The sequence below is a fragment of the Pseudomonas sp. BN607 genome (genome assembly GCF_029871175.1).
Taxonomy (GTDB): Bacteria; Pseudomonadota; Gammaproteobacteria; order Pseudomonadales; family Pseudomonadaceae; genus Aquipseudomonas.
This window is the reverse complement of sequence record NZ_SSOE01000031.1, coordinates 40,464-58,498: the sequence shown is the minus strand read 5'-3', so window position 1 is coordinate 58,498 and position 18,035 is coordinate 40,464. Positions and strand designations below refer to the sequence as shown.

Here is an 18,035-nt window from a genome sequence, read left to right as displayed (position 1 = left end):
GGAGCAACACATGAACATTGAACACATTGCCGTGATCGGCGCCGGCACCATGGGTAACGGCATCGCCCAGGTGTGCGCGGTGGCTGGCTTCCAGGTGCTGCTGGTGGATGTCTCCGACGCGGCACTGGAGCGCGGCGTGGCGACACTCGGCAAAAACCTGGAGCGCCAGGTCAGCAAGGGCACCCTCGACGGCGACAAGGCCGCAGCGGCGAAAACACGTATCCGCACCAGCACCGACTATGGCCAGCTCAACACTGCGCAGCTGGTGATCGAAGCGGCCACCGAGAACCTGCAACTCAAGCAGCGCATCCTGCAGCAGGTAGCGGCCAACGTCACGGCCGACTGCCTGATCGCCACCAACACGTCGTCGCTGTCGGTCACCGAGCTGGCCGCCAGCATAGAGCACCCCGAGCGCTTCATTGGCGTGCACTTCTTCAACCCGGTACCCATGATGGCGCTGGTCGAGATCATTCGTGGCCTGCAGACCAGCGACAGCACCTACGCCCAGGCGCTTCTGGTGACGGAAAAGGTGGGCAAGACCCCGATCACCGCCGGTAACCGCCCGGGCTTCGTGGTCAACCGCATTCTGGTGCCGATGATCAACGAGGCGATCTTCGTGCGCCAGGAAGGCCTGGCCAGTGCCGAGGACATCGACACCGGCATGCGCCTGGGCTGCAACCAGCCGATCGGCCCGCTGGCGCTGGCCGACCTGATTGGCCTGGACACCTTGCTGGCGATCATGGAGGCCTTTCATGAAGGCTTCAACGACAGCAAGTACCGCCCTGCCCCGCTGCTCAAGGAAATGGTCGCGGCCGGCTGGCTGGGGCGCAAGACCGGCCGCGGTTTCTTCACCTATTGAGGAGCTGGCGCCATGCCCCCGATCAATGCCGCGATGCGCTGTGCCAACTTTGAAGAGCGACGTGACCGGGCCATGGCGCTGTTTGCCGAGAAGGGCTTTGGCCAGGTCAGCATGCGCGAGCTTGCAGCCCATGTCGGGCTGACTGCCGGCTCGCTGTACCATCACTTCCCCAGCAAGCAAGACCTGTTGTTCGACTTGATCGAGGAGTTGTACGAGGAGCTGCAGGCCACCCTGGACCAGGGGCGGCGGGCCATGGCCCGGGGAGCTTCGGCATTGAGCTGCCTGATTGCCGCGCACTGGCAGTTGCATGCCGAACGGCCCATGCAGTTTCGTTTGGCAGAGCGGGATCTGTGTTGCCTGAACGACGACCAGCAGGCGCGCCTGGCCGCGTTGCGCACGCGCTATGAGGCGGGGTTGCTGAGGTTGATCGCACCTCAGGCGAAGTTACAGGGCGAGGCCCTGGTGGCCACGGCGCATGTGGTAGCGACACTGCTGAACCAGTTGCCGGGGTTGTTGAAGGCCTTACCCGAAGAACAGGGGCTGGGGCTGATGGAAAGCATGCTGATGGGCGGGCTGGAGCGGACCCTGCGCTAGACGCGGAGGACACCCGGATGGATGGCACGGGCTTCGCCCGTGTTCGCGGGACAAGCCCGCTCCCACAGTGATTGCGCCAGCTTCTAGAAATTGAGCAAGCCAGGTGTTTCTCCAGCTACCGCATCAGCCTCAAGCCTGCGGGGGTGCCTGTGGAAGCGGGCTTGTCCCGCGAAGAATCCAACACGGGGCATGGCACCGGCTCCGCCGGTGTTCGCGGGACAAGCCCGCTCCCACAGGGATCGCGCCAGATTCCAGAAATTGAGCAAGCCAGGTGTTTCTCCAGCGACTGCATCAACCTCAAGCCCACAGGGATCGCGCCAGATTCCAGAAATTGAGCAAGCCAGGTGTTTCTCCAGCGACTGCATCAGCCTCAAGCCCACAGGGATCGCGCCAGATTCCAGAAATTGAGCAAGCCAGGTGTTTCTCCAGCTACCGCATCAGCCTCAAGACCACAGGGATCGCGCCAGATTCCAGAAATTGAGCTGTTTCTCCAGCTACTGCATCAGCCTCAAGCCTGCGGGGGTGCCTGTGGGAGCGGGCTTGTCCCGCGAAGAATCCAACACGTTGCATGGCACCGGCTCCGCCGGTGTTCGCGGGACAAGCCTGCTCCCACAAGGGATCACGCTAGGTTCTAGAATTTGAGCAAGACAGTTGCTTCCAGCTACCCGGAAATTTCAGCGCAGCAGCGACTGGATCTGCTCGTGCAGGGTATCCAGGTCGAACGGCTTGGCCAAGATCGGTGCCTTGCGGGTGATCGGGCTGCCAGACTCGAGAATCTCCGCCGGGTAGCCGCTGATAAAGATTACCTTCAGGTCCGGTCGCAGCTTCACCGCAGGCTCGGCAATTTCCACCCCTGAAATACCACCCGGCAAGCGGAAGTCGGTGACCATCAGGTCCAGGTGCGGCTTGCTCGCCAATATGGCGAACGCCTGCTCGCCATCCTCGGCCACCAGCACGTGGTAACCCTCGCCGGCCAGGTAATCTCGCAAAATCATGCGGATCGCCGGTTCGTCCTCGACCACCAGCACCACGTCTTGTGCATCTTCACTCATGTTAACGCCTTGAAATTCTTACAGTTGGCCATCAGACCCCAGGCTTACGCAGAGGTTGCCCGCGCCTGGTCGTTTTGTTGTTCGAATGTTGCCAGTGGCAGTTGCAAGGTGAAAGTGGCGCCTTTGCCCTCTTCACTTTCCACCAGGATGAGCCCGCCATGGGCGTGCACGATCTGTTCCGAGATATACAGCCCCAACCCCAGGCCACCACTGGCATGCTGGCTGGCGACCCGCTCGAACTGCTGGAAGATGCGCTGCTGGTTGGCCATGCCGATGCCGATACCTTGATCCTGCACCTGCACGCAGGCCAGGCCATCCTCCTCGTACACACGAACCTTCACGGGCTTGCGCTCACCGTACCGCAAGGCATTGGACAACAAGTTCGCCAGTACTTGCTCAATCCGAAACTCGTCCCATTCCCCTTGTAGCGGCGCGCAGCCGTGCAACTCGATATGGGTGTCCAGTGCCGCGGCCTGGGCGGCAAAATTCTCCACCAAGCCACGTACCAGCTGGCTCAGGTCAAAAGCCTTGGGCCGCAGCGACAGTTTGCCGGTACGAATGCGCGAAACATCAAGCATGTCTTCGATCAGGCGGATCAGGCTGTTGATCTGCCGCTCGTCGCGCTCGACCATCGCCTGCAACTTGTCGCCACTGAACGCGTCCAGGTTGCCACGCGCAAGGTGCAGCTTGCGCAGCTGGGTTTCCAGAATCAGGCCGTTCAGCGGCGTACGCACTTCGTGGGAAACGATCGACATGAAATCATCGCGCATCCGCACCGCGTGCTCCAGTTCACCACGCGCCACCTGCAACTGGGCCAACAGCACTTCCTGCTCCTGACGGCTGCGCTCCAGTGCCTGCAACTGGCGGTCAAGCACCTTGCGTTGGCGGTAAAGGTCGACGAAAACCGACACCTTGCTTTTCACCGCCATGGTCTCGAGCGGTTTGTGCAGAAAGTCCACGGCACCACTTTCATAGCCCTTGAAGGCGTAGTTCATCTCGCGCCCGGCAGCGGTGACGAAGACGATGGGAATGTTACGGGTCTTTTCCGTGCCGCGCATCAGCTCGGCCAGCTCGAAACCGTTCATGCCAGGCATCTGCACATCGAGAATGGCCAGGGCGAACTCGTGTTCCAGCAACAGCGACAGTGCAGCCTCGGCAGACTGGGCCTGGTGCACCTCGCGGTCTTCGCCCTGGATCAAGGCGGCGAGGGCCAGCAGGTTTTCCGGCAGATCGTCGACGATCAGCAGCTTGGCGGTGGTGTGGCTTAGCATGCGCTAGGTCCCAAGGCGGCGAGCAACTGCTCGATACCACTCAGAGTAAGAATATGGTCGGGCTGGTGGAGGGCCAGCGCGGCCTCCGGCATCAGCGCCACCTGTGCGTCGCGGGGGTCCTGGACAATGGTCCGGCCGCCGCTGTTCTTGATATAGGCAAGCCCTTGGGCACCGTCTTCGTTGGCACCCGTGAGCAGCACGCCAAGCAGGCCATCGCCATAGGCATCGGCCGCAGAGATGAACAGGTAGTCGATGGCCGGCCGGGAAAAATGCACCGGCGGCTCCTGGCTCAACGACAGGGTGAAGTCACGCTCCACCGACAGGTGATAGCCCGGCCCCGCCACGTAGATTTGCCCCGCATGCAAGGGTTGCTTGTCACGCGCCTCGCACACGGGGCGGTGCAGGCGGCGCTGCAGCACCTCGGCCAGCTGGCTGTGGCGGTCATCCGGCAGGTGCAACACGCACAGCACCGGGATGATGAAGCCGGGCGGCAACGCGCCCAGCACCGTGAACAGCGCCGTCACACCGCCAGCCGAGGCGCCGATCACCACCGCGCGCACCCCGTTCATGATTTGCGGTAGATCCGTTCAGGCTTGACCAGCGGCTCGAAGTGCTGGCTGTAAGCAGAAAAGTCCACTGACTCCTTGCTGCCCAGCACCAGGAAGCCGCGGTGGCACAGCGACTCGTGGAACAGCCCCAAGGCGCGATCCTGCAGCGCCTTGTTGAAGTAGATCAGGACGTTGCGGCACGACACCAACTGGGTTTCGGAAAACACGCTGTCAGTGGCCAGGCTGTGGTCGGCGAAGGTCACGTTGTCGCGCAGCGTGCTGTCCATGATGGCATTGCCATAGGCCGCCGTGTAGTACTCGGCAAAGTCCCGCCGGCCGCCGGCGATGCGGTAGTTCTCGGCGTACTCACGCATGCTCTGCATCGAATAGATACCCTGCTTGGCCTTGTCCAGAGAATGCGGATTGATGTCGGTGGCGTAGATGATGGTGCGCTCCAGCAGGCCCTCCTCGCGCAGCAGAATGGCCATCGAGTACACCTCCTCACCCGTGCTGCAGCCGGCAATCCAGACCTTGATCGAAGGCCACGTACGCAATAACGGCACCACTTCGTTGCGCAGCGCCAGGAAGTGCCCCGGGTCGCGGAACATCTCGCTGACCGGGATCGTCAGGTACTGCAGCAGCTGCATGAACATGCCAGGGTCGTGCAGCACGCGCTCCTGCAGCGCCGACACCGTCTGGCATTCGAACTGGCGCAGCGCATGCAGGATCCGGCGCTTGATCGAAGCGCCGGAGTAGTTGCGAAAATCGTAGCTGTACTTGAGGTAGATGGCCTCGATCAGCAAGCGGATCTCGATGTCGGTGTTACGTTCGCTAGTCAAATTCGCTCCAGTTGCGGCAGCCATACACGGATCAGTGAGAACAGGCGGTCCAGGTCGATCGGTTTGGCCAGGTAATCATTGGCACCTGCCTGCAGGCAACGCTGCTGGTCATCTTTCATCGCCTTGGCGGTCACGGCGATGATCGGCAGCTTGCGCCAGCGGGCTTGCTGGCGAATCAGGCGGGTGGCCTCGAAGCCGTCCATTTCCGGCATCATCACATCCATCAGCACCAGGTCGATGTCGTCATGCTGCTCCAGGCGCTCGATGGCCTCACGGCCGTTACGGCCGATCTCGACAATCGCCCCCTTGTGCTCCAGCGCACTGGTCAGGGCGAAGATATTGCGTACGTCGTCGTCCACCAGCAGCACCTTGCGGCCTTCGAACACCTTGTCGCGGCTGCGTGCAGTCTTGAGCATGCGCTGGCGTTCGTTGGACAACTGCGATTCGACCTTGTGCAGGAACAGCGTCACTTCGTCGAGCAAGCGCTCTGGCGAGCGGGCGCCCTTGATGATGATCGAACGCGAGTACTTGAGCAGGTCGGTTTCTTCTTCGCGGGTCAGGTTGCGCCCGGTATACACGATCACGGGCGGGAAGGCGCGGATATCTTCGGCGGTCATGCGCTTGAGCAGTTCGTTGCCCAGCATGTCCGGCAGCTTGAGGTCGATGATCATGCAGTCGTAGATGTTCTCGCGCAGCAGCGCCAGGGCGTCCTGGGCCATGCCCACAGCAGTGATCTCGACATCGTCATCGCCGATCAGACGCGCAATGCTCTCGCGCTGCAGGTCGTCGTCTTCGACCAGCAGGATGTGCTTGAGCTTCTGCGTGAGCTTGGCCTCCAGGCGAGCGAACACTTCCTTGAGCTCTTCTCGGCTGGTCGGCTTGACGGCGTAGCCGACGGCGCCCATGTGCATGGCGGCCTCGACGCGGTCTTCCACAGAAATGATATGCACCGGGATATGCCGGGTATCGGCCTGCTCCTTCAGGCGTTGCAGCACGGTCAACCCGGAATGGTCGGGCAGGCGCATGTCCAGCAGGATCGCATCAGGGATGTATTGGGCAGCCAACTCGAAGCCTTCGTCGGCGCCGTGCGCCACCAGGCAGCTGTAACCCAGCTCATGCGCCAGGTCGAACAGGATGCGGGCGAAGTTCGGTTCGTCTTCGATCACCAATATGCAGCGGTTGCCGAACGGTGCCCGTTCGCGGTCGTCGGCAAATGCCAGCACCGGGCGCTTCGGCGCAGCGACGGCCGCCACCTGCGGCACGGGCGGCAACGCGTCGACTGCCGGGCGCAGGCTCAACGGCTCGACGTCCTGGGCCTGGTTCTCGAAGCGCTCCGGCAATACCAGGCTGAAAACACTGCCCTGCCCCGGGGTGCTTTCTACACTGATCTGCCCACCCAGCAAATGCGCCAGGTCGCGGGAGATCGACAGGCCCAGCCCAGTGCCGCCGTAGCGCCGGTTACTGGTGCCGTCGACCTGGTGGAAGGCACCGAAAATCGCCTGTTGCTGATCGGCCGCAATGCCAATGCCGGTATCACGCACGGCAAACACGATACCGCTGTCCGGCTGGTAGCCGATATTCAGGCTGACTTGGCCACGCTCGGTGAACTTGATGGCGTTGGACAGCAGGTTCTTGAGGATCTGCTCAAGGCGCTGGCGGTCGGTGAACAAAGTAGCCGGCACCTGCCCCTCGGCAGTCACCTCGAAAGCCAGGCCCTTTTGCCCGGCCAACGGTTCGAACATGCCGCGCAGGCCTTCGACCAGGCGCGCCACCTGGGTGCTCTCGGGCCGCACTTCAAGCTTGCCGGCCTCGACCTTGGCGATGTCGAGGATATCGTTGATCAGGTTGAGCAGGTCGTTGCCGGCCGAATAGATGGACTCGGCGAACTTGACCTGTTCGTCGCTGAGGTTGCCCTCGCCGTTCTCCGCCAGCAACTTGGCCAGGATCAGCGAGCTGTTCAGCGGCGTGCGCAGCTCGTGGGACATGTTGGCGAGGAATTCGGATTTGTACTTGCTCGAGCGCTGTAGCTCGTCGGCCCGGGCCTGCAATTGCTCCTGGGCCTGGAGCAGTTCGTCGTTCTTGCGGTCCAGCGCTTCGGTACGTTCGGACAACTGCTCGTTGGTCTGCTCCAGTTCCGCCTGCTGGGTTTCCAGGTGGGCCTGGGATTCCTTGAGCACGCGCGATTGCTCTTCCAGCTCTTCGTTGGCGGTTTTCAGCTCTTCCTGCTGCACTTGCAGCTCTTCGTTCAACTGCTGGGTCTCGGCCAGCACCTCCTGCAAGCGCTGACGGTAGCGGGCGCTTTCGATGGACATGCCGAGGTTGCCCTCGACCCGCTGCAGCAGTTCATCGTCGCGCTCCTGCAATGGCCGCAGGAAGCCCAGCTCCACCACACCATTGATCTGCCCCCCATCGCTGGCCGGCATCAGCATGGCACTGCGCGGCAGCCCCTTGCCCAGGCCTGAGCTGAAGTGGAAATAATTTTCCGGGAGATCGTCCAGGCGCAGCAGCCTTTCTTCACGCACTGCCTGGGCCAGCAGGCCCTCGTTATTGCCGAGCACTTGCTCGCGGGCCTGCTCTTCGGCATCCAGGCCGTAGGTGGCCACACGCACCATCCGGCCATGCTCGTCACGCACATACAGCGCCCCGACCACACTGCCCAGGTAGCCGGCAAAGAAACGCAGGATATTGTCACCCAGCATCGGCAGGGTCAGCTGGCCCAGGACCTGCTCGGCCAGTTGGGTCTGCCCGTTGCGCAGCCAGGCCTGGTGCTCCAGGCGCTCGGCCGAGCGCTGCTGGGCCTTGAGATTTTCGTCATAGCTGTCAGACAACGCCATCAGGTCGCGCCGCCCCAGGTAGGCCAGCAAGGCGCTGAGGCCCACGATCAGCAGCACGAAGGCCGAAATCGCCGTCACGGTGACGGTGCTGACCTTCTCGTTGCGGGCCGTGCGCAATTGCTGCTCGATGCCGATGAGGTTGTCGAACTCTTTCCGGATTTCATCGGTCAGGCGCTTGCCTCGGCCATTGCCGATCAGCTCCCGATAGGCGCCGTCATTGCGACGCAGGGTGATCATGTTGCTACCGAATTCGTTCCACGCCTGCTGCAACGCAATCAGCCTGTCGATGCGGTCGACTTGCTGTGGGTTGTCTTCGACCAAGCTGCGCAAGCCCTGCAGGCTGCTGAGAATACGCGGTTTAGCCACCTCGTACGGGTCGAGGAAGCGCTCGTCACCGGTCAGCAGGAAGCCGCGCATGCCGGTTTCCATGTCGATCGACAGCTTGACCGTTTCGTTGGCATTGCCGATCACCCGGTCGGTGTGCTCGACCCATTGCATGGCCGAGAGCAGGTAGTTGATTACCGCGACAAAGGCCACGGCACCCAGCAGGCCCACACCCAGGGGAAGGCCGACATTGCGGCTCAGCAGTTTGCGGAAGCTTCGCTGGTCCATCGAGGCTGCTTGAATCATGAGAAAACGCCCGAGCAAGAAAAGTCCATTGAAAAGAGTGGCCGATCAGTCGTTGTAGTTATCTGCCACTGCGCCGTCCTGTTAAGCGAGTCTAACCAGCTTTGCCGGGTCTGGCAGGGCATTTAGCCAGTATTTGAAAGGTAGGGTCGACAATCGTTCCATCTATTTGCGCGTATCGGTATCCTCGGGAACTTCTGCTGCCGCCCAGAGCACAGATTAAAGACATTCATTTGCACAGGAACCCAACCATGCACCTTCTGGTAGTCGAAGACGACGACATCGTCCGTATGTTGATGGTCGAAGTGCTCGACGAACTGGGCTACGAAGTCCTTGAAGCGGAAAATGCTAGCGCGGCGCTACGCATTCTCGGAAACGCTGAGCAGGCCTTGGCCTTGATGATGACCGACGTGGGGCTGCCGGACATGCGCGGCGAAGTGCTGGCGGCCAAGGCCCGCGAACTGCGGCCGCTGTTGCCGGTGCTGTTTGCCAGTGGTTATGCAGACAGCATCAATGTGCCGGAAGGCATGCACATAATCGGCAAACCGTTCACCATTGACCAGCTACGCGACAAAGTCGTGGCCATACTGGGCACACCTTGACGTCGGCGGGCATCATTTTCATGTTCACCCGTCACCTGTAGAAGCAGCCTTGAGCTGCAAAGGCGCCACCCTTGTCGGCACAGACTGTTGCCCAGGCTGGCCTCTTCGCAGCCCAAGGCCGCGCCTACAGCTCCCTGCGCAACAGGTAGGTATCCATGATCCACCCCTTGCGCGCCCGCGCCCGCTCACGCACCTCCAGAATCTGCGCTTTCACGCTAACCAACGGCCCGGCAATCAGCACCTCATCTTCAGTGCCCAGGTAAGCGCCCCAATAGATCATCAGCGCCGGGTCATTGACTTGGGCAAACGCGCACCGCCCGTCGAGCATGACCACCACGTTGTCGATATCCCCCTGCCCGGCCAGCCGGCGCCCCGCCAGCACGGTCAGCGGCTCGCCGACACGGTTGAGCGCAACCTGATGCCGCGCCGCCAGTGCCTGCACGCTGCTGATACCGGGAATAACCTGCAGGCGCAGGGCCACGCCGCGGTCGCGAACCAGGTCAAGAATCCGCAAGGTGCTGTCATACAGCGTAGGCTCGCCCCACAGCAGAAAGGCACCGATTTCACCGTCGCCAATCTCCTGCTCGAACAACTGCGCATACAACACCGCACGCCTTCGGTGCCAGTCCTGCACTGCAGCCAGGTAGTCCGGCGCCTGGCCATCGCGCGAGGGGTCGGCCACCTGTACCAGCCGATAGCCGCCCTCGGGGCGGTAGCGTTGCAGGATGGCCTTGCGCAGATGCAGCAGTTCGTCCTTGTCGCTGCCCTTGTCCAGCACGAAGAACACACTGGCGCTGCGTAGTGCATCGACCGCCTCATAGGTGACCTGACGCGGGTCACCCGGGCCGATGCCGATCAACAACAGGTCTTTCATTGCCCTGCCCTTTGCCGGAACATGCAACCATTGTCAGGCGGCGGCCGGTATTTGGCAAAGCGACCACTCAGAGGATTGAGAAGTTGTAGCTGATGATGACGCGCGTCTCATCCATGTCACGCGCCCACTTCTCGTAGTTGCTGCGGTAAGTGGAATTACGCAGACGCACGCTGACGTCCTTGAAAGTGCCACTTTGCACCTGATACTTGAATTCGGTGTCGCGCTCCCACTCTTTGCCTTCGGCGCTGCTACCCGGCACCTTGATGTGGTCACCGTTGATATAGCGGGTGAAGAACGTCAGCCCGGGGACACCCAGTGCCTTGAAATCATAGTCATAGCGTAACTGCCAAGAGCGCTCCTGGGCAGCGGCGAAGTCGTTCACCTGGGCGTAGTTGACCAGGTACGGGTTACTGCCATCCAGGTAAGGCATGGCGCTGTCGCCGTACATGCGCTGCCAGCCGGCGCTGAGCTTGTGGCCACCCAGGCTGTAGCCAAGCATGCCACTGAAGGCGTGGTGGTCGATGGCGCCAGCACGGGCATTGCCAATGTCATCACTCTTGATCATGCGCAGGTCGGCCGACAGGCTGCCCACCGCCAACGCCTGGCTTGCCACCAGGCCGAGGAAGTGCTGGCGGTAGATATTCTCCAGTTTGGCCACCTGGTACTGGGCACTGAAGCGCTCGTTGAATCGGTAATCGACACCGGCAAGGTCAAAGTGGTCGGCTTCGGTATCGCAGGCATAACGCTTGTTCTTGCAATGCACGCGAATGTCCTGGCGGTCGGTGGAGTCGCGCGCGGTGTACTTGTCCAGGCGGGCCAGGGTGAACTTCAGGTCCTGCAGTTCTTCGGAGGTCAACATGGCGCCATGGAACATGGTCGGCAGCAAGCGGCCATCGTTGTACTTGAGCAGTGGCATATCCGGCATCATCGAGCCGAACTTGAGCACGGTGCTGGACACTTTGACCTTGGCCGCCAGGCCCATCTTCGCGTACTGGTCCGCAGCGTGTCGCGGGTCGTGACCGGAAGACGGCAGCAAACCGCTGTTACTGTCGGCCGGGCTGGAATCCAGTTTGAAACCGAACATGCCCAGTGCATCCAACCCAAAGCCGACCGGCCCCTGGGTAAAACCCGACTGAACATTGAGAATGAAACCCTGGGCCCATTCTTCACGCTTGGAAGCCCCCTGGCTGGAACTGCTGTGGCCGTCACGAAAGTCCCGGTTGAAATAGACAGTGCGTGCTTCGACCTTGGCGCTGCTGTCTTCAAGAAAACCGGCGGCCTGGGCATTGGCGCCGGCACACAACAGGAACAAGCCGGCAACACGACGCCCTGGGGCGAGGGGGAAAGGGGCAAACATGCGAGAAACATCCAGAAATAAGGCGGGTTAACAACCTGTGGCACGGCTTGACCACGCTACTGCGGCAGGGCCGAACTTCAGCCGGCAATCATCTGAAATTTTCTCGCAAGGGCTCTGGCACGGGCCATTGGACCATGGTCTAAGCGCGCCGACGGGGGCCCAGAGAAAACGCGGAAAATACCGCACGCAAAACTAGGAAAGTTCCTGGCTTACTTACAAAAGTTTGCAGTTTACCCAGTTCCCATGAGTGACTACACTCGATATCAGCGAACAGCAAAACCCAACCGCGTGGCCGGCGTTTTCATTCTTCTTCAATGTTCGTCACGCCTTGCCACGACCGACGTACAGGAGTGATTACAGTGTCCAGACTTGCAGAGTTTCGTGCTGCCGAAAAAGCGCTCCAGGAACAGATGGCGCAACTGGAAGCGTTGAAAAAGGATGCCGGCCTCAAACGCGAAATCGAATTCGAGCAGAAACTAGTCGGCCTGATGAAAAGCTATGACAAGAGCCTGCGCGACATCATCGCCATCCTCGACCCGAAAGCCGTGGCCCGCGTTTCCAGTGCCGCCCCCAAGCAACAGCGCCGCCCGCGCGTGGTAAAGGTTTACCAGAACCCGCACACCGGCGAGCGCATCGAGACCAAAGGCGGCAACCACCGCGGGCTAAAAGCCTGGAAGGAAGAATATGGCGCCGCGACGGTGGAAAGCTGGGTCCGCTGATGAAACATCAACGTCCACTTCACACTTTTTTCACAAGGGCTGGCTCAGTATCGAGACAGCTAAAGGACTAGCGACCCCATCACGCGCCCGCACATGCGGGCCTCTAATTCCAGCGCCCTGCCTTGTGCAGGGCGCTTTCATTTGCGCAATCGGCACACTGCCGTATCATGGCCGCCTGTCTGTTTTTGCCGGTGCCCTGCGCCCGGCCCCGACTCAGGAGTTTCCATGAGCCTGCACGATCTGAACACCCTGCCTGGCGTCACCGCGCAACCTGACGCCGCGACCGCACAGTTTGTCTTCAACCACACCATGCTGCGGGTCAAGGACATCGAGAAGTCGCTGGACTTCTACACCCGTGTGCTGGGCTTCCGCCTGGTCGACAAGCGTGATTTCCCTGAAGCCGCTTTCAGCCTGTATTTCCTGGCCCTGGTCGACCCTGCGCAAATCCCTGCCGATGACGCCGCACGCCACCAGTGGATGAAGTCGATCCCTGGCGTCCTGGAGCTGACCCACAACCACGGCACCGAAAACGACGCCGAGTTCGCCTATCACAACGGCAACACCGACCCGCGCGGCTTCGGCCACATCTGCATTTCGGTGCCCGACGTGCGCGCCGCCTGCGCGCGCTTCGAAGCGCTTGAAGTGCCGTTCCAGAAACGCCTGCAGGACGGGCGCATGAACCACCTGGCCTTCGTCAAGGACCCGGACGGTTACTGGGTAGAAGTGATCCAGCCGACCGAGCTGAAAGGCTAGGCGTTCGTCGCGGTTCGCTCGTCGGGCCGGGAACTCCCGGCCCCTTGCTGTGGTATATGAAGGTAACTGCTTCACATGCCACAGCGAGGTAAGGACGATGCAATCTCTTCACTGTGAATACCGCGAGCACACCATCACCGCCAGCGTGATACCCCACCCCGACTCTCCCCTGCCCTATGCCGCAGGCTGCCTGATCACCGCACCCGACGGCCACACCAGCAAGCGCATGTCCATGCCGATGAAGTTCTTTTCCGACCTTGAGAATGCGCAGCATGTGTCGTTGGCTCATGGCCGGGCACTGGTTGACCAACAGCTGGATGACGGGCAAAAAGTGTTCTGATCGGGTTTGCGCCTGTGCTTGCCACTTCGCAGGCAAACCCGGGAAGTGGCCAGTGCAGATCCACTAGATATCCCGGGCGTAAGCCACCGCCGCATCCACCTGCGCCCGCGTCGGCCTTACCCCGGTATACAGCACGAACTGCTCCAGCGCCTGCAGCGCTATCACCTCCAGCCCGGTAATCACCGGTTTACCCAACGCCTGCGCCCGGCGAATCAAGGGTGTCTGCGCTGGCATCGCCACCACATCGAACACCCGCTCCGCTGCCGCGATGGCATGCTCGGAAAACGCCAGTTCCTCGGCTTCCGGGCCACCCGCCATGCCGATCGGCGTGACATTCACCAGCATCGGCGGGCAGATGTCGCCCAGCTCAGGCAACCATCGGTAACCGCAAACATCCGCCAACTGCCGCCCAGCCTGCTCGTTGCGCGCAACAATGACACCTTCGGCAAACCCGGCATCGCGCAGGGCGCTGGCCACGGCCTTGGCCATGCCACCACTGCCCCTCAGGGCAAAGGCCGTGGCCGGGTCGACCCTGTGCTGCGCCAGCAATTGGCGCACCGCCAAGTAATCGGTGTTGTAGGCCTTGAGATGGCCCTGGTCGTTGACCAGGGTATTGACCGACTCGATGGCCGCCGCCGACGGATCGATTTCGTCGACCAGGGCCATGCAGGCCTCCTTGTATGGCATCGACACCCCACAACCCCGTATGCCCAGGGCGCGGATACCCGCCACCGCCGCCGGCAGGTCATCGGTGCGCATGGCTTTGTAGTAGAAGTCCAGGCCCAACTGCTGGTACAGGTGGTTGTGAAAGCGTACGCCGAAGGTACCAGGGCGGCCGGCCAGGGAAATGCACAGCACCGTGTCCCGGCTGGGAGTTAGCGACATAACCTGCTCCTCTGTCATGACTGAAACGTTTGTGCAGCGTAACAGAGGCAACCGCTGGTCGTCCCTTACACAACCTTTACCGTTTCCCTGTGCTCAGCTGACGGAGACTGGAGTCATATTAGCAGGACCCCACACTGGGGGTTTCCTGCGAGGTTGCCTATGAACCGTCATATTCCCGGAATCGTGCTGCTGGTCGGTGCCCTGGCCATCAGCGGGCCTGCTGCTGCCCATGGTTATGGCGGCCATGGCGGCGGCGGTTGGTATGGCCCTGGCCCGTTGCTGGGCGCAGCGGTGGTGGGCGCAGTGGTCGGCGCAACGGTGTATGGCGGGCGTGACCGTACCGTGTATGTCGAGCGCCAGCCTGTCTATTACCCACCGCAGCCAGTGTACGTGCAGCCACCGCCACAGCCGGTGTACTACCAGCCGTACTACGCGCCAGCACCGCCACCACCGGGCTATCGCGCCTACTACGGCCCGCCACCGGTGTATTACGGCCCGCCACGTTGGTAATGGTTGATAGAACTAATGACCACTATCGAGGAAGTTGATTTCAAACCGCTGCGGCTGCTGCGTAAGGTAGAGCCATGTTTCACAGGAGGTCCACATGGCCACAATCCATATCATGTCCGTTGTCGGTAGCGCCGTCCCTGCTTCACTGCGTGAACAAGGCCTGCTGGCGTGCTGGTACCTGGTACGCAATGGCGAAGCCGTCAGCGGCCCGATGCCTACCCTTGCCTCGGCCCAGGCCTTGGTTGAACAGTTGCAGCCAGGCACCTTGGTTGCCTGACCCGAATTTGTTGTGCGTTGCTCCCTACGCCCTTATGGCCCGCCGAACTGGCGGGCTTTTTTTTGCATTCTGGCTGGCTGGGGCACGGCATCGGCCAACTGGCTGGTCAGCGCCACGACCTTGCCTTGAAGCCGGCCTACGGTTATCACCAGCTGATTGCGTTCCTTGGCGAAATGCTCAGCCTTGGCTTCCGCCTCCCTGCGGGCATCCCGCTCGATATCCAGCAGTTCTGTGAGGCGGCGGACGACTGCAATGTCTGCATTGTCCATCGCACGGTCTGCGGCATCCCTGGACAGCCATTTGCGCAGCCATAGAAATGCGCCCAGCAACACGGTGCCCGTACCGCCCAGCCAAGTGATGGTGCCCGGGCCGAGGTCAGTCGGATCCATGTAAACCTCATCGCTCAAAGGTAATGTCATAGCCGCAGAAAAATGTCTCGGCGGCTGTTTTTCTTCACATAATTAATTTAGCCTTAGGCTAAATCTCTCGCAAGAGTAAATTTAGCCATGCGCACATTTAGCAGAAAGCTAAATACTGGCATGCTTCGGCTCATGGACATCTATGAAATACGCAAGCACAACCTGGTCAAGCTGATCGGCAGCCAGAGAAAAGGATCCTGTGCAGAACGCTGGGGGATGGCCCCTGCGCACCTGAGCCAGATTCTTTCTGACAAGACCGTCAAGAACCTCGGTGACGACGTAGCCCGGCGCATCGAGGCCATAGAAGGCTTGCCACGCGGCTGGTTCGACGCAATGGCGGCCGGCGACCACGCCCAAGCTGCAGCCGAGCCTGCCGAAAGCAAGCTGACTGCGGCGGACCTGGTCAGGCAGATGCTGGCCCGAAGCGGCAAAGGTATCCCTGAAGAAACCCGGCAAAGGCTGCTGGCCGCCGCGGCGGAGCCCGCCGATGCCGTTCTGCTGAAGGCCGACCTGAGCCGCCCCGGCCTGGTCGGGGATGAAGTATGGATCGCCCACTACGATGTGCGCGCTGCCATGGGCGGTGGACAGATCCCCCACGACTACCCCGAAATGTTCAAAGACGTGCGCGTCAGCCCCAGCCACCTGCGTGAACTGGGCGTGGAGTTCACCGAGCACCACCACCTGAAGATGGTCACCGGCTGGGGCCAGTCAATGGAGCCGACCATCCGGCATCGCGACCCGTTGATCGTTGATGTCAGCATTCGTGAATTCGTCGGCGACGGCATTTACTTCTTCTCCTGGGGCGAGCACATCTACATCAAGCGCCTGCAGATCGCCGACGAGGACCATTTCGAGATGATCTCCGACAACGCGCGGCACAAGGACCGCATGATTCGTCGGGAAGAAACCTACATTCAGGCCAGGGTGCTACTGGTATGGAATGCCCACCTGGTTTAACCCCTCAGCCCGCTCACCCCGGCGGGCGTTTGTCGATCATCAGAAAGGCGCCGCCAAATCGACCTGCTCTTCGCTGTTGTGCTCGATGACGAAGTCGTCGCGCTGCTCCACACTACTACGCGCCCAGCGCACCATCACGCTCTCGTCATCGTTGAAGGTCAGGTCCAGCTCTGGCGTGTCCTTCAGCAGGCCCATCACCTCCTCCCATTCCGCATCACCATCAGTATCCAGGCGATGCACCAGAACCCAGCGCTGCGTTTGTGCCACCGGGTGGTTGATCATCGATGAGACGCGCAGGCCAAGCCGCTCTACGCCGGTGAGTTCCTGCTGATGCTGGGGTGCCGACTTCATGTGCTTAGGCATAACTTCATCCTGATAGCTGTATATTCGTACAGTACTCAGGCAAAGCTTATCGCACCGCCAAATCCAGCGTAAACCCCCAGGGTGGAAAAATTTCGCCAACAGGTAATTTGTCGTCAAGCGAAATTTATTTAGCTCGAAGCTATTGACGCGGGTTTAGCTTGTGGCTAACTTTTGCCTGGCAGCCAGCTACACGGCTGCCAGGTAGTCGCCACACAACCCTACTTTAGTCAGGAGCGCCAACATGGCCGTAGACATCAGCAACCTCATCATCGCCACCCCTGTAGCCGTCTCCGCAACCAACCCCGTTGCACTCGAACTCAACGGCGCCGAAGCCATCGCCCGCTTCCCCAGTGTGGTCACCGTGCTTAGCGACGGTTCGATCCAGTTTTCCGCCCCCACCAAGGGTGCATCCAGCAAAAGCACCCGGCGCACACGCTGCGAGTGGACAGAAACCCAAAGCTGGACGCTTGCAAGTGCCCAGAACCACTGGAACCGCCAGACCATGGCGCTGACCAAGGTCAACGCTGCGCTGAAGGTGGTCATTGCGCAGATGCACGTGCGCGGGGACGACAGCCCACCGGTAAAAGTGTTCTGGAAGAAGGGTGATATCACCCTGGGGTTTCGGCAGACCTACGACCAGCCAGACCCGGTAAACTCGACTGTGCTCAAAGGCGTGCCGCTGGGGGCGAAGTTCGATGTGAGCATTCACACCACCCGCGACGGCCTGGTTACGGTGACAGCGAGCTGTAACGGGGTGTCCGGGTCATCAGGCGGGCTGCAACTCGACAGCAGCTGGGCTTCGCGGCTGTTCGAATTCCACGGTGGGGTCTACAACCAGGTTGACTACAACGATGCAACGCCGGCCGATGATGGCTCGATCTGCATCATCAGCGAGCTCTCATTGCTACATGACTGATTAACAGGGCCAGGCTCCTGCAGGGCAGCGCATACCCCACGCGCTGCCGCTGCGGGAGCCCCACGCAAAAGGATCAGGCGTCTTCCATTACCTGGCAGACACCATTGGCTCTGTTCTTGCCGGTGTACGAAACATCAGGCGAACCATCCGGGTTGATGGACAGCGAGATCGTCACACCGCTGCCCTTGGCTTCGAAGTAGTTATCGTTGAATTTCTTCAGCTTCCCTTCCTTGCCATTGATGTAAATCGGGCCGCCCTTGTCGGCGTGGACCTCGATGTTGCCTGGACAGGTTGCATTCAGCATCGGTATCCCGGCCTGGGCCGCGCCAGATGCGACCAGACAAGCCCCGAGCAGCAAACGCTTCATTTTCAGCTCCTTCAGCGTGTTCATAGACGAGCAAGCAAAGCCCATTTACGGGTTACCCGCCAGCGCATTCAC

The 18,035-nt window shown here is 61.0% G+C and carries 21 protein-coding genes; 10 read left to right on the top strand and 11 right to left on the bottom strand.

Going from position 1 to position 18,035, the window contains the following annotated elements; all coding sequences use genetic code 11:
- The first annotated feature begins 10 nt into the window (after positions 1–10).
- Together E8E68_RS08835 and E8E68_RS08830 are read left to right on the top strand one after the other, a co-directional pair.
- Positions 11–859 (top strand): 3-hydroxybutyryl-CoA dehydrogenase, encoded by an 849-nt coding sequence (locus E8E68_RS08835; RefSeq protein ID WP_266029707.1) that lies wholly within the window; start codon positions 11–13, stop codon positions 857–859.
- 12 nt (positions 860–871) lie between these two features.
- On the top strand, positions 872–1,453 hold the full coding sequence (locus E8E68_RS08830; protein ID WP_266029706.1) for a TetR/AcrR family transcriptional regulator: 582 nt from the start codon (positions 872–874) through the stop codon (positions 1,451–1,453).
- A gap of 674 nt (positions 1,454–2,127) precedes the next feature.
- On the opposite strand, the gene E8E68_RS08825 is transcribed toward E8E68_RS08830, so the two are convergent.
- The 5 genes from E8E68_RS08825 to E8E68_RS08805 are packed head-to-tail and all read right to left on the bottom strand — an operon-like array spanning position 2,128 to position 8,627.
- The gene (locus E8E68_RS08825) at positions 2,128–2,505 is read right to left on the bottom strand and encodes a response regulator (RefSeq protein ID WP_110743225.1); all 378 of its coding nucleotides are present in this window, start codon (positions 2,503–2,505) and stop codon (positions 2,128–2,130) included.
- Between the two features lie 44 nt (positions 2,506–2,549).
- Positions 2,550–3,776, bottom strand: coding sequence for a hybrid sensor histidine kinase/response regulator (locus tag E8E68_RS08820; protein ID WP_266029705.1), 1,227 nt, complete (start codon positions 3,774–3,776; stop codon positions 2,550–2,552).
- Positions 3,770–4,345 (bottom strand): chemotaxis protein CheB, encoded by a 576-nt coding sequence (locus E8E68_RS08815; protein WP_280340733.1) that lies wholly within the window; start codon positions 4,343–4,345, stop codon positions 3,770–3,772. The genes E8E68_RS08820 and E8E68_RS08815 overlap by 7 nt, the downstream gene beginning before the upstream one ends.
- A complete protein-coding gene (locus E8E68_RS08810) occupies positions 4,342–5,163 on the bottom strand; it encodes a protein-glutamate O-methyltransferase CheR (RefSeq protein WP_110743228.1) in 822 nt (273 codons plus the stop codon). Before E8E68_RS08810 ends, E8E68_RS08815 begins: the two co-directional genes overlap by 4 nt.
- On the bottom strand, positions 5,160–8,627 hold the full coding sequence (locus E8E68_RS08805) for a response regulator (RefSeq protein WP_266029703.1): 3,468 nt from the start codon (positions 8,625–8,627) through the stop codon (positions 5,160–5,162). Before E8E68_RS08805 ends, E8E68_RS08810 begins: the two co-directional genes overlap by 4 nt.
- A gap of 248 nt (positions 8,628–8,875) precedes the next feature.
- On the opposite strand from E8E68_RS08805, the gene E8E68_RS08800 reads away from it, so the two are divergent.
- Complete coding sequence (locus E8E68_RS08800; protein WP_266029702.1) at positions 8,876–9,226, top strand: response regulator; 351 nt, start codon at positions 8,876–8,878, stop codon at positions 9,224–9,226.
- A 124-nt stretch (positions 9,227–9,350) separates the two neighbouring features.
- On the opposite strand, the gene cobF is transcribed toward E8E68_RS08800, so the two are convergent.
- Positions 9,351–10,100 carry a precorrin-6A synthase (deacetylating) gene (cobF, locus tag E8E68_RS08795; RefSeq protein ID WP_266029701.1) on the bottom strand — a complete coding sequence of 250 codons (750 nt, stop codon included), beginning with the start codon at positions 10,098–10,100 and terminating at the stop codon, positions 9,351–9,353.
- A 67-nt stretch (positions 10,101–10,167) separates the two neighbouring features.
- Complete coding sequence (locus E8E68_RS08790) at positions 10,168–11,457, bottom strand: OprD family porin (protein ID WP_266029700.1); 1,290 nt, start codon at positions 11,455–11,457, stop codon at positions 10,168–10,170.
- Positions 11,458–11,816: 359 nt separating this feature from the next.
- Here E8E68_RS08790 and E8E68_RS08785 point away from each other — a divergent pair, with 359 nt between their 5' ends.
- The 3 genes from E8E68_RS08785 to E8E68_RS08775 all read left to right on the top strand — a co-directional run bounded on the left by E8E68_RS08785 (position 11,817) and on the right by E8E68_RS08775 (position 13,269).
- Entirely contained in the window at positions 11,817–12,176 is a 360-nt protein-coding gene (locus E8E68_RS08785; RefSeq protein ID WP_110743233.1) for a histone-like nucleoid-structuring protein, MvaT/MvaU family, read from the top strand.
- A gap of 225 nt (positions 12,177–12,401) precedes the next feature.
- Complete coding sequence (gloA, locus tag E8E68_RS08780) at positions 12,402–12,929, top strand: lactoylglutathione lyase (protein WP_110743234.1); 528 nt, start codon at positions 12,402–12,404, stop codon at positions 12,927–12,929.
- Between the two features lie 97 nt (positions 12,930–13,026).
- Positions 13,027–13,269, top strand: a complete 243-nt coding sequence (locus E8E68_RS08775; RefSeq protein WP_280340729.1) for a hypothetical protein — start codon at positions 13,027–13,029, stop codon at positions 13,267–13,269.
- A gap of 63 nt (positions 13,270–13,332) precedes the next feature.
- On the opposite strand, the gene E8E68_RS08770 is transcribed toward E8E68_RS08775, so the two are convergent.
- Entirely contained in the window at positions 13,333–14,154 is an 822-nt protein-coding gene (locus tag E8E68_RS08770) for a shikimate 5-dehydrogenase (RefSeq protein ID WP_266029699.1), read from the bottom strand.
- Between the two features lie 159 nt (positions 14,155–14,313).
- On the opposite strand from E8E68_RS08770, the gene E8E68_RS08765 reads away from it, so the two are divergent.
- On the top strand, positions 14,314–14,664 hold the full coding sequence (locus E8E68_RS08765) for a hypothetical protein (RefSeq protein ID WP_266029698.1): 351 nt from the start codon (positions 14,314–14,316) through the stop codon (positions 14,662–14,664).
- A gap of 94 nt (positions 14,665–14,758) precedes the next feature.
- Positions 14,759–14,941 carry a hypothetical protein gene (locus tag E8E68_RS08760; RefSeq protein WP_016711139.1) on the top strand — a complete coding sequence of 61 codons (183 nt, stop codon included), beginning with the start codon at positions 14,759–14,761 and terminating at the stop codon, positions 14,939–14,941.
- A 32-nt stretch (positions 14,942–14,973) separates the two neighbouring features.
- On the opposite strand, the gene E8E68_RS08755 is transcribed toward E8E68_RS08760, so the two are convergent.
- Positions 14,974–15,330, bottom strand: coding sequence for a chemotaxis protein (locus E8E68_RS08755; protein WP_266029697.1), 357 nt, complete (start codon positions 15,328–15,330; stop codon positions 14,974–14,976).
- Positions 15,331–15,492: 162 nt separating this feature from the next.
- Here E8E68_RS08755 and E8E68_RS08750 point away from each other — a divergent pair, with 162 nt between their 5' ends.
- Positions 15,493–16,317, top strand: a complete 825-nt coding sequence (locus E8E68_RS08750; protein ID WP_266029696.1) for a S24 family peptidase — start codon at positions 15,493–15,495, stop codon at positions 16,315–16,317.
- 39 nt (positions 16,318–16,356) lie between these two features.
- Here the strand turns inward: E8E68_RS08750 and E8E68_RS08745 are convergent, their stop codons facing one another.
- Positions 16,357–16,680, bottom strand: coding sequence for a DUF1654 domain-containing protein (locus E8E68_RS08745; RefSeq protein WP_280340724.1), 324 nt, complete (start codon positions 16,678–16,680; stop codon positions 16,357–16,359).
- A gap of 241 nt (positions 16,681–16,921) precedes the next feature.
- On the opposite strand from E8E68_RS08745, the gene E8E68_RS08740 reads away from it, so the two are divergent.
- Positions 16,922–17,596 (top strand): polysaccharide lyase family 7 protein, encoded by a 675-nt coding sequence (locus E8E68_RS08740; protein WP_280340723.1) that lies wholly within the window; start codon positions 16,922–16,924, stop codon positions 17,594–17,596.
- Between the two features lie 73 nt (positions 17,597–17,669).
- On the opposite strand, the gene E8E68_RS08735 is transcribed toward E8E68_RS08740, so the two are convergent.
- Entirely contained in the window at positions 17,670–17,963 is a 294-nt protein-coding gene (locus tag E8E68_RS08735; RefSeq protein ID WP_280340721.1) for a hypothetical protein, read from the bottom strand.
- Between the last annotated feature and the right edge of the window lie 72 nt (positions 17,964–18,035).